This is a genomic window from Pseudohongiella sp. (assembly GCF_040877505.1).
GTDB lineage: Bacteria > Pseudomonadota > Gammaproteobacteria > Pseudomonadales > Pseudohongiellaceae > Pseudohongiella.
The window spans coordinates 255,908-270,981 of record NZ_JBBDNQ010000024.1; the positions used below are offsets into that span (position 1 = coordinate 255,908).

Sequence of the window (15,074 nt, forward strand, 5' to 3'; positions counted from 1 at the left end):
ATCGGATGAGGTCTGCGGAGGGTGAAATGTTTCTGATACATCGGTAGAATCGCGATTTTTTGTAGCCGCCGCCCGGACTTTCGCCATGAAACTTCTGAAAGAACTCATTCACCCTGAACTCCTCACGCGGGAAGGCCGGATATTCCGTCGGCATGCCGCCCGGGGTATCGTGCTGCGCGAGGATAACATCCTGCTGCTGTTCACCGAACGTTACAATGATTTCAGTCTGCCGGGTGGCGGCGTTGATGAGTCAGAAGATATTACCGTGGCGCTGAAGCGGGAGCTGGAAGAAGAAACCGGTGCCCGCGATGTTCAGGTTAAGCAGCACTATGGCTTCATTGAGGAATACCGGCCGCACTGGAAACCCGAGTACGACCTGATGCATATGACCTCGCACTTTTTTGTCTGTGATGTGGCCCCGGAGCTGGCGGAAGTGCGCATGGAAAGTTACGAGGTTGCCAATGGCATGAGACCGGTCTGGGTGTCGGTGAGCGAGGCGGTCAAGCATAATCGCCAGGTGATGAGTCGGCAGGAAAAGTCCATGGGGCAGTCGATTCAACGGGAGACTTTTATGCTGGAGAAAATTGCAAGTGAGTTGGTTGTGGTTGCTTAGCGTGGCGGGGTTCAAAAAAGAAGGGCCATCACCTTGCGGCGATGGCCCTTCTTTTTTGATTGGTGGAGGCGGGGGGATTTGAACCCCCGTCCGCCAGCTCTCTGTCCTTGGATCTACATGTTTAGCGTCGTCTATTAAGTTAACCCGTACCGGCCCGACGAGCAGGGTGGCTTGGGCGAGCTCGATACTTTTAACCGCTTCACGTCGAGCGCGATCCACTGGCGATCCTGTTCTATATGACAGTCGCAATACACCGGTTTACAGGCATCCCGGGGCGACCGCTAACCTAACTTAGTTCTTAAGCGGCTAGTGCGTAGCTTTCGTCGTTGGCAACTATAAGAAGTTGCAGTAATTGATTTACGAGAGTTACTACCCTCTCGACATGCACCTTGGAGTTTGATACCGGCGTCGAATCCTGATCGCCCCCAATGTGTTTTACACGTGTAGCATAGCACACTATAAGACATGCGGCCGGGCCTATTTATTTCAAGGGCGACTCAGGCGCCTAACAAATCCCGCAATTCGGCAACACTATTCACAACCTTGATGGGCTTGCAGCGTGCCAGCACATCGCGAGAGTGGGCCCCCCAGGGCACGCCAATGGAGGGCATGCCGATGTTGGCAGCCATTTCCAGGTCGTAACTGGTATCACCGATCATGACGGCTTCAGATGGTTCCAGTTTCAGGTGCGCCAGAATCTCGGCCAGCATGCTGGGATCGGGCTTGGAGCGGGTTTCGTCGGCGCAGCGGGTGACGTGAAACCAGTGCCCCAGCTGACTGTGCTCCAGGGCACGGTCCAGGCCGCGGCGGCTTTTGCCAGTGGCCACTGCGCAGTGGCGGCCGCTGCTGTGCAGGTCCTGCAGAATGTCGGTGATGCCGGGAAAGACCTTTTGGGCTGTGGCCGACGTTGCCATGAATTGCGTGCTGTAGGCATCGCGCATGGCAACCATGTCGTCACTGGTGATGGTGGGGTAAAGCGTTCTGAGTGCTTCAACCAGGCCCAGGCCGATGATATTGCTGTAGGCGGAGCGCTCCAGCGCCGGGTACCCGATGCTGGTGGCCGCATGGTGCAGACAGCTTGAAATATGTTCGATGGAGTCGACGACGGTGCCATCCCAGTCAAAGATGGCGGCTTTAATGCGCATAAACGGATTACCGGTTTTTTTGGCGGACGATACGTTGTTTCTCGATCTGCCATTCGCGATCCTTTTCGGTCTCGCGCTTGTCATGGTCTTTTTTACCTTTGGCCAGTGACACCTGACATTTGATCAGATGGCCTTTCCAGTAAAGCTTGGTGGCGACACAGGTGTGGCCCTTCTGTTGCACGCTGGAGAACAGCTTTGCCAGTTCCCTTTTGTTCAGCAGCAGCTTTTTGGTGCGGTCGGGGTCTGCAATCACATGCGTACTGGCACTGTTCAGCGGGTTGATATGACAACCCAGCAGAAACGCTTCGCCGTCTTTGAGCACGACGTAGCTGTCTACCAATTGCGCTTTTTTCTCACGCAGACTTTTCACTTCCCAGCCTTCCAGCGCCATGCCTGCTTCAAAAGATTCTTCCACGAAAAAATCGTGCAGCGCTTTTTTGTTGCGGATAATGGTTGTATCGGGGGCTTTGGATTTCTTTGCTTTGCTCATGGGGGCGGATTATACCTTGAATCAGCTACGGTCGCTCAAATTGACCGGCTAAATTTGCGGTTGCTACAATTCGGGCGTTAAAAAGCCAGTCGCCACGCACGCTGGCAGTGGACAGGATGACCGTCGGCAAGGCATTCTAGGCGCTTTATGGCGATGACCTGCCATTATCGTGAGTGGTGGCAGGCTGGTACGGCATGCTAATACAGTATGTCATGGCTGCCTGATTCCGGGATCTGACGGGCAGATCCAATAGCTGGCAGACCCAACAATAATACAGTGAGGATAGTATGTCGGCAGAGCGCGGTCAGTTTAGTTCACGTCTGGGATTTATCCTGGCCGCAGCGGGTTCCGCTGTGGGTCTGGGCAACCTGGTCGCATTTCCGGTAATGGCGTCCAAAAACGGTGGCGCGGTCTTTCTGATTGTCTACGTGATGTTCGTGGCACTGATCTGCTTTCCGGTGCTGCTGGCAGAGATAGCCATGGGGCGTCATTCCCAGCGTAATCCGGTTGGCGCATTTTCCGCACTGTCTGGCGGACATCGGGGCTGGCGCTGGGCGGGCAAACTGGCAATTTTGACCCCATTCATGATCGCGGTATTTTATACCGTGGTGACGGTATGGATTCTGATATATCTGTTTCGCGCGGCCACCGGCGACCTGAGCGAACTTGCCGAGCCGGCCGCCTTTGGTGAAATGATCGGATCGCCGTCGATTTTTCCCTGGTTTGTGCTGCTGCAAGTGGCGGTATTCGGTGTGCTGCTGGGCGGCGTCAAGGGCGGTATCGAGCGGATGGCGCGGGTCCTGATGCCGACGCTGGCAGTGATGCTGGTGGGCTTGATCATCTTTGTCATGACCCTGGATGATGCCATGCTGGGTGTGCGCTACTACCTGGTGCCGGACTTCAGCCGGCTTGATGGCGCGGTGATCAGTGCTGCTCTGAACCAGGCCTTCTTCTCGCTGTCGCTGGGGATGGGGATCATGATTACCTATGGTTCGTACTTCAGTCGTGAGGACAGAATCATAAATTCCGGCCGTATGGTGGCAGTCGCGGATACCAGTGTGGCGTTCCTGGCGGGTCTGTTGATCCTGCCGGCAATCTTTGCATTCAACCCGGCAACCAATCCGGATGATCTGTCCAGCAGCAGTATCGGCCTGATTTTCAGCTACCTGCCACAAATATTCCTGTCCATGCAGGAAGTCGTCGGCTACTGGGGAGCCAGCACTGCGGCTGCGGTGTTTTTTGCCCTGGTGTTTTTTGCTGCCATGACCTCTCTGGTGTCGATACTGGAGATTCCGATCTCGTACATGATCGATGAGCTGTGTTATTCGCGCCGCAAAGCCGTTCTGGTGCAGGCGGCGCTGGTGACATCTTTTGCCGTGCTGGCGGCGCTGTCCTTTGGCATGTCGGGCTTCCTGACCGATTTCATTCCTTACGGTGGCGGGCAGAAGTCCTTCTTTGATCTGATCGCCGACACCTTCTCAGAGGTCATATTACCCCTGGTCGGTTTCTTCGCCTGTGTGATTTGTGCCTGGCGCTGGCGCGATGGTTTCATGGCAGAACTTGCCACGGGTGATGCCGGTTTTCGTAACTCTGCCTTGTCGCGATATCTGGGCTTTTCGCTGCGGACCTTTGTGCCGGTGGTGCTGTTGTTTGTATTTATCAATTCGGTTGCGCAAAAGTATTTTGCTGTAGACCTGCTGCGCTTTTTCGCGTCCTGAGCTGAGTTATGGTAACGATAGAGCGCAGTGCGCTGGTGAACTATTCGGCAGCGCAAATGTATGCCCTGGTAGACGATATTGAGCAGTATCCGGCCTTCATGCATGGCTGTCAGTCTGCCGAAGTGCTGAGCCGCACCGACAACGAAGTAGTGGGCAAACTGACCCTGGGCAAGGCGGGTATGCGCTATACATTTACCACGCGCAATGATCTTGTGCCGGGCGAATCGATGGATATGAGCCTGCTTGAAGGCCCTTTCAGAAAATTCGGTGCCACATGGCGCTTTGATGCACTGGCAGATGATGCCTGTAAAGTCAGTTTGCGCATGGAGTTTGAGTGGGCCGGTGGCTTGCTTGGCATGGCCATGGAAAAACTGTTTCAGCATTCGGCCAATACCCTGGTGGACGCGTTGGTAAATCGCGCTCATGCCCTGTACGGGAGACCGGCAGGATGATTTGTGTTGAGGTGGCATATGCCCTGCCAGACAGACAGATCCTGATACCATTGCAGCTGGAGGAGGGCGCCACTGCGATGCAGGCGGTGCAAATGTCGGGCATTGCTGACCAGGTGGATGGCCTGGATCTGTCGACAGTGTCCATGGGCATTTTTTCGCGCCTGCTGGACGGACGTGCAGCCCCGTTGCCGACAGACTATGTGCTGCGTGATCATGACCGGGTCGAGATCTACCGACCTTTGCAGCTGGATCCCAAACAGGCGCGCTTGCTGCGTGCGGCACGGTTCAAGGCGCGTGAGCAACGCAAGGCCACACAGCAGGGGCAACAGCACAAAGCGCCCGGCAACAAGAAGATGCAGGCGAACAACAAAGCAGAACCATCGACACAGGTTGAGAGATGACAGTTAAAAAGTCAGGCAGTACCAAAACTTTTTTTACCCGGCTGGAAAAGGGTTTGCGTGAATTCTATGTCGCGCCGTACCGGCAATCGTTCGCACGCGCCCAGCGTGATGAGGATGACCTGTTCATGTTGATGGTTTTCTCCGAGTCGCTGGGGGTGCCCAATCCGGCCGCGTTTTATACACTTGAGCTGTTGCCGGTGGCTTATGACCGGTTTCACGACTGGCATCGCCGCATGGGTATGGAGCGCTCGCCACTGGATCATATTTCATGTTGTTAGAACTAATCGCAAATCGTCGTATCCTTTTTTTTGGTGGTAAAGGTGGTGTTGGCAAAACCACCGTGTCGGCTGCGCTGGCAGTTGCCGCAGCTGATACAGGTAAGAAGGTATTGCTGGTATCAACCGATCCGGCCCATAACCTGGGGCATCTGTTCAACCGGACGGTCGGATCGGCGCCGGTGAAACTGGCACCAGGGCTCGACGGCCTGGAACTGGACCCCGAACAGACGGTCAGGCAGCACCTGGATGAAGTCACACGAGCATTGCGCAAATTGATGCCGGCGCACCTGAGTGGTGAAGTAGACAAACATATGGAATTGTCTCGCGACGCGCCGGGCATGCAGGAAGCAGCGATGCTGGAGCGTATAGCCGAAGTGGTTGAGCGGGCAGCTGACTACGATCTGATTGTGTTTGATACCGCGCCATCGGGACATACGGCACGCCTGATGGCGTTGCCCGAAATGATGTCGGCGTGGACAGATGGTCTGATCAAGCGCCGGGACAAAGCGGACCGGTTTAGCGCCGTGCTCAACAGCCTGAACCGGGACAGCACTGTCGGCGACAAAATGCTGGGTGATGAATCCGACGATGGCGAGCAAGATCGGGAAAGCCGCATTCGGCGTTTGCTGAATCGCCGCAAGCAACGGTTTGCCGGCTTGCGTGACGCCTTGTCAGACCAGCAACAGACCGGGTTTGTCATTGTGTTGGCAGCAGAGCGCTTGCCGGTGCTTGAAACCATCGAGTTGTATGCTCAGTTGCAGCGTGCCAGCGTTGATGTTGCCGGTCTGGTCGTTAATAAACGGTTGCCCGAGGGCATGCAGGGTTTTCTGGCGGATCGCCGCGAACAGGAAGACATTCATCTGGCAACGCTGAAACAGAAGCTGGCGCATCTTCCGCGTCAGGATTTGCAGCTGGCTGCGCATGATGTGTTGGGCGTGGATGCGCTGCGGGCGTTTGCGGCGAGCTTCTGATCAGCTATCAGCGATCAGCGATTCACGGAGACGTCACGCATTTGTGATTGTCTGGGACTGGCGATGGGCGTAGCATAACAATCTGAAATTAAAGTAATAACAACGATACAGGGGTGATGCGATGCAGAGCGGTACAAAAATGGGCAACAAAGTGGGCAAAGGTTTGGTAGTGGCATTGGCGCTGGCAGCGCTGGCCGCCTGCAGCGAAAACGGGCCAGGCTCTCAGGCTGCCAATCAGGGACCTTCTCTGCCGGTCAGTCTGAATGATGTGATGGTGGCGATGGTCAACAAGGCCACCGACCCGTCCTGGACTGTGAGGTGGAATGACCCGCAAAACGAAAATGACTGGCGTGAACTGGAACACCTGGCGTTTCAGGTGCAGGTTGGCGGCGGGTTGATGCAGGCAGCGGGTACCGGGCCGATGGATGCAGAATGGGTGGCTGATCCGGAATGGCAAAGGCTTGCTGCCCAGTTGGAGCAGGACGGTATTCGCGCAGTCAATGCGGTACGCAGCCGGAATGTTGCGCTGATGCAGCGGGCGGGCGGTCAGTTGATTGAAACCTGTGAATCATGTCACCGCGAATTCGCGTCAGATCTGCCCATGTTGGATCAGATGACCGAATCACCCAGGGTATCCCTGTAGGGTACCCAAAACCGGCAAGTTCAGCTCCTTGAGTTGTCCTGCTGACAGCTGTTGCAAATGCCGTGAAATTCGATTTGCTGCCGGGCCAGCGTAAAGCCGGTGTCTTCGATATTGGCGCTCAGCTCGTTCAGGATCTCCTTTCGGATACCCACCTCATTCACGCCATGACAGTTGTCGCAGATCAGGAACTGCGGCACTTCATGGTCGTGTTTGCAGGTAATGTGCGAGCACGGCAGATACTGGTTGGTGGTTTCCAGTCTATGGACGAGTTCGTTGTCTTTGAGAAAGTTCAGCATCCGGTACACCGACATCACTGACAGGGTCTGGCCGTGCTGATCCCGATACTGGTCAGCTATCTGATAGGCAGACAGGGGTTCGGACGATTCCAGCACCACTTGCAGCACCCGCCGTCTTTTTTCTGTCAGCCGTGCGCCTTGCTCGGCACAGATAGTTTGAGCCTGATCCAGGACGCTGGTGACATTCTGGTTTGTTGTGGGGTGGGCTTCGGTACGCATCAGATTCCCGGTGAGGTTTAGCGTTGTTGTCTCAGGAGTTACTCTCGCTGCCGCCAGCGCTGGTTTCACGGTTTGACCAGGCCGCATCTTCGCCAGGTTCGAAATCACCTTCAAAGCGGCTCAGCAGATCATTGTCAAAAAACAGGGTCATGCGCTCCTGGCCGCGCACACCGCCGCCTGGCTGATAATTGAAGACATAGTCCCAGCGATCCTGATTGTAGGGGTCGCGGACCAGCGGAGTGCCCATGACAAAGACAACCTGCCGGCGTGTCATGCCGGGTTCGAGTTGATCGATCATTTCCTGGGTGATGATATTGCCCTGAGCAATATCTATTTTATAGACACCGGGAAACTGCGGTACGCGGATGGTTGAACAGGCTGCGATGGTCAGGGTCGCAACAAGCAATACTAGGGATCTGAGCATTTAATGCACCTGATGTTGTGTAGGGCTGAACTTTCATCTGCCAACATTAGTGTGCATAATACCCTAGCAATTGCTTAGGGTAAAACAGCCCGTATCACATTCAAGAGAAACAATATGTCTGCTGAAAATCAGGAATTACGCAAAGCGGGACTCAAGGTAACCTTGCCCCGTGTGAAAATCCTGCAGTTACTGGAGCACTCTGAGACCCGTCATCTCAGCGCAGAAGATGTGTACAAGGCGCTGATTGATGCGGGCGAAGAAGTGGGGCTGGCGACAGTCTATCGGGTGCTGACCCAGTTCGAGTCGGCCGGTCTGGTCATGCGACACCGCTTTGAGGGTGGTCATTCCGTGTTTGAGCTGACCACGGTGGAGCACCACGATCACCTGGTTTGCAGCAAATGCGGCCTGGTGGAAGAATTTTTCGACGAAGTGATAGAAAATCGGCAGGACAAGATTGCTGCCAATTTCGGCTTCGAAATTACCGACCATAGCCTTTATCTTTACGGCATCTGCGCCGAATGTCAGAAAGCCTGATAATATCCGGTTTGCCGGATGCCTGACGAGGTTTCAGGCCCTGTCAGGCGCTGGCGGTTAATTCCCGGGCATGAGCAAGCGCTTCGCTGCTGATGGTCGGGCCATCGGAATCCCCTCCCAGCATGCGGGCGATCTCCTGCAAGCGTTCCTCCTCATTCAGTTGATAGATCCGGCTCCTGGTGGATTTTGCGCTGGCTTCCTTGCTCACCAACAGATGCTGATTGGCCAGACTTGCCACCAGGGGCTGGTGGGTTACGCACAATACCTGGCTGCGCGTGCCCAGTTGCTTTAACAGCTTGCCCACCACGCGCGCAACCCCGCCACCTATGCCCACATCTACTTCGTCAAATACCAGGCTGGGCGTGTCTGACGTCATCGCCGTGATGACCTGAATAGCCAGACTGATGCGCGACAGCTCGCCACCCGAGGCAATTCTGGCCAGTGCCTTAGCAGGCTGGCCCGGGTTGGTGCTGATCAGAAATTCCACCTGTTCAAGGCCGTGGGCCTGGGGTTTGTTGCTGTCAGTGCTTTGCAATTCGATGCTGAGTCTGGCATCTGCCATGCCCAGCGCACCCAGTTGTTCATTGACGGCTTTGGTCAGCTTGCGGGCAGCCTGCTGGCGCTGGCTGCTGAGCTCGCGAGCAAGTTTCAGCCAGTCTTGCTGCAGGGCCTGGGTTTGCTGTTGCAATGCGTCGATGGTCTCTGTGTTTTGGGAGGCGGCGGCCAGTTGATCTTCGAGTTGCTGCTGCAAGGCCGCCAGTTCCTCCGGACGGACTTTGTGTTTGCGCGCCAATTGATGAATGCTGGCCAGCCTGGCGTTGAGTTCTTCCAGGCGAGCCGGGTTGATTTCTATCTGGTCCAGCTGCCGGTTCAGTTCACTGGCGGCTTCATCAATCTGGATCACGGCCGTGTTCAGCATCTCCTCCACGTTTGCCAGCGTTTTGCCGGCGCCGCTCTGCCGCAACAGGCTCAGGGCCTGATGCAGGCTCTGGCTGATGTTGCTGTCATCATCTTCGCGACACAGTTGCAGCAGTGCTCGCATACCGACGATACGGGATTCGGCATTGCTGAGACTGTCCAGTTCCTGTTCCAGCGCCGCCAGCTCGGTTTCGCCCAGCGCCAGCTCCTCCAGCTCGGAGAGCTGATAGCGTGCCAGTTCGTTTTGCGCGGCCTGCTCATTGAGCGCAGTTTGTAACGCTTCCAGTTGTTTATTGTACTGTTTCCATTGCTCGCTGATGTGTCTGAGCTGCTGAACGCGTGGCTGTTGGCCACCAAAGTCGTCGAGCAGCATTTGCTGGGTTGGTTTTTGCAGCAGTGAGTGATGCTCGTGCTGGCTGTGAATATCCATCAGCACGCTGCCCAGCGCAGTCATGGCCTGTAGCGTGACCTGGGTGTTGTTGATCCAGGCGCGCGAACGACCATCGGCGCCAACGCTGCGTCTCAACAGGCACAGGCTGGTATCGTCGTCGGCTGTCAGTTCATGCTCGCTTAACCATTGGCGGGCCAGCGGCAGCCTGCCGACATCGAATTCGGCGCTGATGTCGGCGCGTTCGCTGCCACTGCGCACCACGTCCCGATCAGCCCTGTCGCCAAGCGCCAGACCCAGTGCACCCAGAATAATGGACTTGCCGGCCCCGGTTTCCCCGGTAATGGCTGTCATGCCAGCCCTGAACTCGATGTCGAGCTGTTCAGCGATGGCGTAATTGCGAATGGAGAGATGTGTCAGCATAGTGTTCTTAATATAGTCCGGTCGCTGATGTTTGACACGATTAATTGAATCCGTGAAAGGACTTGAATCATATCATGCCGTCCCCATATTGAGCAGATATCAGCCGTTGTTGTGATCGGTGTGCGCCTGAGGGCTGGCATGGGCACCGGATAACATACACGAGCACCGAATAAGCAGTATGCAGATTTTTTGACACAACCGACAATCAGGGTGAGGACATGGCAGATCAGAACACCAGTGAGCAGGAACAAGAGCGAAAGGAGCAGGATGCCCAGGCAACTGAACAGCAGGGTACGCCGGAACAAAATGGCAAGGCCGGCAACGCTGAGACAGCTGAGGCATCTGAAGATCTGACGCTCGAGCAGGCTCTGGAGCGCCTGGATCAGGCGGAGGCCGCCGCAGCGGGTCATCAGGCGGATATCCTGCGCCTGCATGCCGACATGCAGAATGTGCGCCGCCGGGCTGAGCAGGACGTTGAAAAGGCACACAAATACGGCCAGGAGAAGCTGGTCTCGGACCTGTTGCCGGTACTGGACAATCTGGAACGAGCCCTGCAGGCGGTAGACGGTGATGAGCATGAGAAGCTCGGTGCTTTGCGCCAGGGAGTCGAGCTGACGCTGAAAAGTTTCCTCGACTGCCTGAAGAAATTCAATGTGGAGGTGCTGGATCCGGTGGGTGAGCCGTTCAACCCGCAATTTCACCAGGCCATGGGCATGCAGGAAAGCACGACAGCAGAGCCTGATACGGTGCTGGCAGTCATGCAAAAAGGCTACAGCCTGAATGGGCGCGTGTTGCGCCCGGCCATGGTTATGGTCTCCAGGGCGCCGACTGAAGGCGTTGATGTGAAGGCCTGACCGGCGGACTGAGCGGGAATACCTGATGAATTTGACGCCTGAGCTCTTGAATTTTGCGTAAAAGTACCAATATAGAGCTTCAACGTTGTATTAAACAGAATGAAATAAACACAATTTTTGTATGCATCAGCCCGGGTCTCGAATCAGACAAGACGGGTAGATTTAAGTGGAGATGAGATTATGGGCAAGATTATCGGTATAGACCTGGGAACGACAAACTCCTGTGTTGCTGTGATGGAAGGTGGCAAGGCCAAGGTGATCGAGAATGCCGAGGGTGATCGCACCACCCCGTCGGTGATTGCTTACACCAAAGATGGTGAAACCCTGGTGGGTCAGCCGGCCAAGCGCCAGTCTGTGACCAATCCCAAGAATACGCTGTTTGCCATCAAGCGTTTGATCGGTCGCCAGTTCCAGGACGATGTGGTTCAGAAAGACATCAAGATGGTGCCCTACGAAATTACCAAGGCTGACAACGGTGATGCCTGGGTGCGCGTCAACGACAAAAACATGTCGCCGCCGGAGATTTCAGCACAGATTCTGAAAAAGATGAAAAAGACCGCCGAAGACTACCTCGGTGAGCCGGTTACGGAAGCGGTTGTCACCGTTCCTGCCTACTTCAATGACTCTCAGCGTCAGGCGACCAAGGATGCTGGTAAAATCGCCGGTCTTGAGATCAAGCGTATCATCAATGAGCCAACCGCTGCGGCGCTGGCTTATGGCATGGACAAGAAGGGCGGTGACAGCACCATCGCGGTTTATGACCTGGGTGGCGGTACTTTCGATATCTCCATCATCGAAATTGCCGAGACCGACGGTGAACATACCTTCGAAGTGCTTTCTACCAACGGTGATACCTTTCTGGGCGGTGAGGATTTCGACCTGCGCCTGATCGACTATCTGGCAGACGAATTCAAGAAAGAAAGCGGCATGGACCTGCGCAGCGATCCGCTGGCCCTGCAGCGTCTGAAGGAAGCGGCCGAGAAAGCCAAGATCGAGCTGTCGTCTGCCCAGCAGACCGAGATCAACCTGCCCTATGTGACGGCCGACGCCTCAGGCCCGAAACACCTGGTGCAAAAGCTGACACGTGCCAAGTTCGAGTCGCTGGTTGAAGAGCTGGTTGACCGCACGATTGCACCGCTGAAGATGGCTCTGAAAGATGCCGGACTTGATGTCAAGAAAATCGATGATGTCATTCTGGTTGGTGGCCAGACCCGTATGCCGCTGGTGCAGAAAAAAGTGGCCGAGTTCTTTGGCAAGGATGCGCGCCGCGATGTAAACCCTGACGAAGCTGTCGCCATCGGCGCTTCCATTCAGGCTGCGGTGCTGGCCGGTGAGGTCAACGATGTCCTGTTGCTGGATGTGACGCCGCTGTCTCTGGGTATCGAAACCATGGGTGGGGTGACCAGCGTGCTGATCGACAAAAACACCACCATTCCGACTAAAAAGACGCAGGTGTTCTCGACTGCAGACGACAATCAGACGGCGGTTACGATTCACGTGGTTCAGGGTGAGCGCAAGCAGGCCAACCAGAACAAGTCACTGGGTCGTTTTGATCTGAGTGATATTCCGCCGGCCGCACGCGGCATGCCGCAGATTGAGGTCGCCTTTGATCTGGATGCCAACGGTATTCTGCATGTGTCGGCCAAAGACAAGGCGACGGGCAAGGAGCAGTCCATCGTGATCAAATCATCCAGTGGTCTGTCGGATGAAGAGATTGAGAAAATGGTCAAGGACGCGGAGGCGCATGCCGCCGATGACAAAAAATTCGAAGAATTGGTAACAGCGCGCAACACCGCTGATGGCCTGATTCACGCTACACGTAAAACACTGACGGATGCTGCCGACAAGGTAGAAGCCGACGAGAAAGAAAAGATCGAAGCAGCCATCACGGCGCTGGAAGAAGCCATGAAGTCCGGTGACATTGAGCAGATCAAGGCACGCACAAATGAGCTGACTGAAGCTTCATCCGGGCTGGCGCAGAAAATGTATGCCGAGCAGCAGGGTGCTGGTGGCCAGGCAGGTGAAGCAGGTGGTGACACCGGTAGTGAATCAACTTCAGACGACGCCGTCGATGCCGAGTTCGAAGAAGTTAAAGACGATAAATAAAAAAACAGCCTGGCTGATGGACTATGTCGAAAAGAGATTATTACGAAGTATTGGGTGTTGGTCGTGACGCGACGGAAGCTGAATTAAAAAAAGCTTACCGCCGCGTGGCCATGAAGCACCACCCCGACCGGAATCCGGATAACAAGGAATCCGAAGAAAAGTTCAAGGAAGCGAACGAAGCGTTTGAAGTGTTGTCTGATGCCGACAAAAAGGCGCGCTACGATCAGTACGGCCACGCTGGCGTCAACCCACAGGGTGGTGGTGCGGGTGATTTCGGGGATATCTTCAGTGATATTTTCGGCGACATTTTTGGTGGCAGTGGCGGCCGGGGTGGTCGCGGTGGCGTGCGCAAAGGCGCTGATCTGCGTTACAACCTGGAGCTGGATCTGGAGAACGCCGTCAAGGGCACCACTGTCAAGATCCGTATTCCGACGGCAGTCAACTGCTCCAGCTGCGATGGCACTGGTGCCAAAAAAGGTTCCTCGCCGGTCGATTGTACGACCTGTAATGGCATCGGGCAGGTGCGCATGCAGCAGGGTTTTTTCTCTGTGCAGCAGACCTGTCCGCGCTGTCAGGGTAGCGGCAAACAGATCAAGGATCCGTGTAACACCTGTCATGGCCGTGGTCAGGTCGAAGAGCAGAAGACGCTGTCTGTGAAAGTGCCTGCCGGTGTTGATGATGGCGACCGCATTCGCCTGACTGGTGAAGGCCAGGCCGGTGTCAATGGTGGACCATCCGGCGATCTGTATGTGCAAGTGCATATGCGCCCGCACAAGTTGTTTGCGCGTGATGGCCGTGACCTGCATTGCGAGATCCCGATCAGTTTTGTTGATGCAGCACTGGGCGGAGAGCTTGAGGTGCCGACACTGGATGGTCGCGTCAAGCTGAAGATACCGGCGGAAACACAAACCGGCAAACTGTTCCGTCTGCGCGGTAAGGGTGTTACGTCAGTGCGAGGTGGCCCGCCAGGTGATCTGCTGTGTCGCGTGATGGTAGAAACACCGGTAAAGCTGACGCGACGCCAGAAGGATATTCTGCAGGAATTTCAGAGTATCGGTGAAAGCGAAGGTCAGCAGTCACCCAAGAAAACCTCGTGGTTTGATGGCGTGAAAAAGTTTGTCGATGATCTGCGCGCCTGACTGCTGCACACCCTCTGAATTCAGAGGGTGTTGAATTCAGAGAGTGTTGAATTTCTGCAATACCGACGCATGTGCGCCCGGCGTCAGGCGTGGACCAAATTCGGAAACGACTGTCGCCGATGCCAGGCTGGCGAGTTCACCCGCTTGCCGGAAACTCATGCCTTGTGTGATGGCATACATGAAGGCCCCTGAAAACATGTCTCCGGCACCGTTGGTATCAACCGCCTTGACCGGGTGGGCAGCGATATCAACGTAAACGCTGCCGTCGAATAGGCGTGCGCCCCGCGCCCCCCGCGTAACCGCAAATTGTCCTGCGATGGTTTTCAGTTTGTTGCAGGCAGCCTCAAAGTCTTCCTCGCCAGACCAGATCCTGGCCTCTTGTTCATTACAGAACAGCAGGTCGACACCGTCACCGAGCACCTCGTTGACGCCGTCCCGGAAGTATTCCACCATCGCGGGATCGGAAAATGTCATGGCTGTTTTCACATTATTGTCCCGGGCGATCTGTTTCAATTTTCTGGCTGCTGCGCGTGCTGAGTCAGAGGTGACCAGGTAGCCTTCGATGTAGATATACTTGGCAAGTTTTACCGCATCTGCTTTTACTTCCTGCTCTGATACGTACTGGGAAATCCCAAGGTGAGTCAGCATCGTGCGCTCAGCGTCAGGTGTCACCATCACGACACAGCGACCGGTAGTGCCGGCTTCACGCTGTGGCAGCAGATTGGTTTCGATATTGTGGTTGCCCAACTCGGCCATGTAAAAATCGCCGGGCTCGTCACCTGCAACCTTGCACGAGTAAAAGGCTTTACCGCCAAACTGGCTCAGTGCGTACAGCGTGTTCGCGGCGGAGCCGCCACCGGCCTGTTTCTTCAGCGGATAACGACTGCTGAGCAGGTCGAGCAGCTGTTGTTGCCTGTCCTCCTCAATCAAAGTCATGAAACCTTTTTCTATACCCGCTTCGGCAAAAAAACTATCCTCAACTTCGAATTCTTTGTCGACCAGTGCGTTGCCAATGCCATATACATCATAGTGACTCATATTAACTGTCCTTGCCTGTTTTTT

General features: G+C 55.4%; 15 protein-coding genes, 1 other RNA gene and 2 pseudogenes. 11 read left to right on the forward strand and 7 right to left on the reverse strand.

Annotated elements, in window-relative coordinates:
- Positions 1-85 precede the first annotated feature (85 nt).
- Positions 86-613: an NUDIX hydrolase gene (locus WD071_RS09450; protein WP_368048118.1), complete on the forward strand. Its 528-nt coding sequence runs from the start codon at positions 86-88 to the stop codon at positions 611-613.
- Positions 614-673: 60 nt separating this feature from the next.
- Here the strand turns inward: WD071_RS09450 and ssrA are convergent.
- From ssrA to smpB, 3 genes are all read right to left on the reverse strand, one after another.
- Positions 674-1,040, reverse strand: a transfer-messenger RNA (tmRNA) gene (gene ssrA / locus WD071_RS09455).
- 70 nt (positions 1,041-1,110) lie between these two features.
- Complete coding sequence (locus tag WD071_RS09460) at positions 1,111-1,758, reverse strand: HAD family hydrolase (RefSeq protein WP_368048119.1); 648 nt, start codon at positions 1,756-1,758, stop codon at positions 1,111-1,113.
- Between the two features lie 7 nt (positions 1,759-1,765).
- The gene (gene smpB, locus WD071_RS09465) at positions 1,766-2,248 is read right to left on the reverse strand and encodes an SsrA-binding protein SmpB (RefSeq protein ID WP_368048120.1); all 483 of its coding nucleotides are present in this window, start codon (positions 2,246-2,248) and stop codon (positions 1,766-1,768) included.
- A gap of 287 nt (positions 2,249-2,535) precedes the next feature.
- On the opposite strand from smpB, the gene WD071_RS09470 reads away from it, so the two are divergent.
- From WD071_RS09470 to WD071_RS09495, 6 genes and pseudogenes are all read left to right on the forward strand, one after another.
- Complete coding sequence (locus WD071_RS09470) at positions 2,536-3,966, forward strand: sodium-dependent transporter (protein ID WP_368048121.1); 1,431 nt, start codon at positions 2,536-2,538, stop codon at positions 3,964-3,966.
- An 8-nt stretch (positions 3,967-3,974) separates the two neighbouring features.
- Positions 3,975-4,418: a type II toxin-antitoxin system RatA family toxin gene (locus WD071_RS09475; RefSeq protein WP_368048122.1), complete on the forward strand. Its 444-nt coding sequence runs from the start codon at positions 3,975-3,977 to the stop codon at positions 4,416-4,418.
- Positions 4,415-4,726, forward strand: a pseudogene (locus tag WD071_RS09480) (RnfH family protein); the annotation flags it as partial. The gene WD071_RS09475 and the pseudogene WD071_RS09480, both read left to right, overlap by 4 nt.
- Positions 4,727-4,815: 89 nt before the next feature.
- Positions 4,816-5,097 (forward strand): cory-CC-star protein, encoded by a 282-nt coding sequence (locus tag WD071_RS09485; RefSeq protein ID WP_368048123.1) that lies wholly within the window; start codon positions 4,816-4,818, stop codon positions 5,095-5,097.
- Positions 5,088-6,068, forward strand: a complete 981-nt coding sequence (locus WD071_RS09490) for an ArsA family ATPase (RefSeq protein WP_368048124.1) — start codon at positions 5,088-5,090, stop codon at positions 6,066-6,068. The genes WD071_RS09485 and WD071_RS09490 overlap by 10 nt, the downstream gene beginning before the upstream one ends.
- Positions 6,069-6,189: 121 nt before the next feature.
- Complete coding sequence (locus tag WD071_RS09495) at positions 6,190-6,711, forward strand: hypothetical protein (RefSeq protein ID WP_368048125.1); 522 nt, start codon at positions 6,190-6,192, stop codon at positions 6,709-6,711.
- Between the two features lie 20 nt (positions 6,712-6,731).
- On the opposite strand, the gene WD071_RS09500 is transcribed toward WD071_RS09495, so the two are convergent.
- Positions 6,732-7,226 (reverse strand): Fur family transcriptional regulator, encoded by a 495-nt coding sequence (locus WD071_RS09500; RefSeq protein WP_368048126.1) that lies wholly within the window; start codon positions 7,224-7,226, stop codon positions 6,732-6,734.
- 91 nt (positions 7,227-7,317) lie between these two features.
- Positions 7,318-7,650: pseudogene (locus WD071_RS09505) on the reverse strand (outer membrane protein assembly factor BamE); the annotation flags it as partial.
- Between the two features lie 114 nt (positions 7,651-7,764).
- Between WD071_RS09505 and fur the strand changes: the two are divergent.
- Positions 7,765-8,184 (forward strand): ferric iron uptake transcriptional regulator, encoded by a 420-nt coding sequence (gene fur, locus WD071_RS09510; protein WP_368048127.1) that lies wholly within the window; start codon positions 7,765-7,767, stop codon positions 8,182-8,184.
- Between the two features lie 43 nt (positions 8,185-8,227).
- On the opposite strand, the gene recN is transcribed toward fur, so the two are convergent.
- Positions 8,228-9,913 carry a DNA repair protein RecN gene (recN, locus tag WD071_RS09515; RefSeq protein WP_368048128.1) on the reverse strand — a complete coding sequence of 562 codons (1,686 nt, stop codon included), beginning with the start codon at positions 9,911-9,913 and terminating at the stop codon, positions 8,228-8,230.
- Positions 9,914-10,131: 218 nt separating this feature from the next.
- Between recN and grpE the strand changes: the two genes are divergently transcribed.
- The 3 genes from grpE (at position 10,132) to dnaJ (ending at position 14,012) form a co-directional block, all read left to right on the forward strand.
- Positions 10,132-10,767 (forward strand): nucleotide exchange factor GrpE, encoded by a 636-nt coding sequence (gene grpE, locus WD071_RS09520; RefSeq protein ID WP_368048129.1) that lies wholly within the window; start codon positions 10,132-10,134, stop codon positions 10,765-10,767.
- Between the two features lie 180 nt (positions 10,768-10,947).
- The gene (gene dnaK, locus WD071_RS09525; protein WP_368048130.1) at positions 10,948-12,873 is read left to right on the forward strand and encodes a molecular chaperone DnaK; all 1,926 of its coding nucleotides are present in this window, start codon (positions 10,948-10,950) and stop codon (positions 12,871-12,873) included.
- 23 nt (positions 12,874-12,896) lie between these two features.
- Positions 12,897-14,012: a molecular chaperone DnaJ gene (gene dnaJ, locus WD071_RS09530; protein ID WP_368048131.1), complete on the forward strand. Its 1,116-nt coding sequence runs from the start codon at positions 12,897-12,899 to the stop codon at positions 14,010-14,012.
- A 36-nt stretch (positions 14,013-14,048) separates the two neighbouring features.
- Here the strand turns inward: dnaJ and WD071_RS09535 are convergent, their stop codons facing one another.
- Positions 14,049-15,050 (reverse strand): adenosine kinase, encoded by a 1,002-nt coding sequence (locus WD071_RS09535; protein WP_368048132.1) that lies wholly within the window; start codon positions 15,048-15,050, stop codon positions 14,049-14,051.
- Between the last annotated feature and the right edge of the window lie 24 nt (positions 15,051-15,074).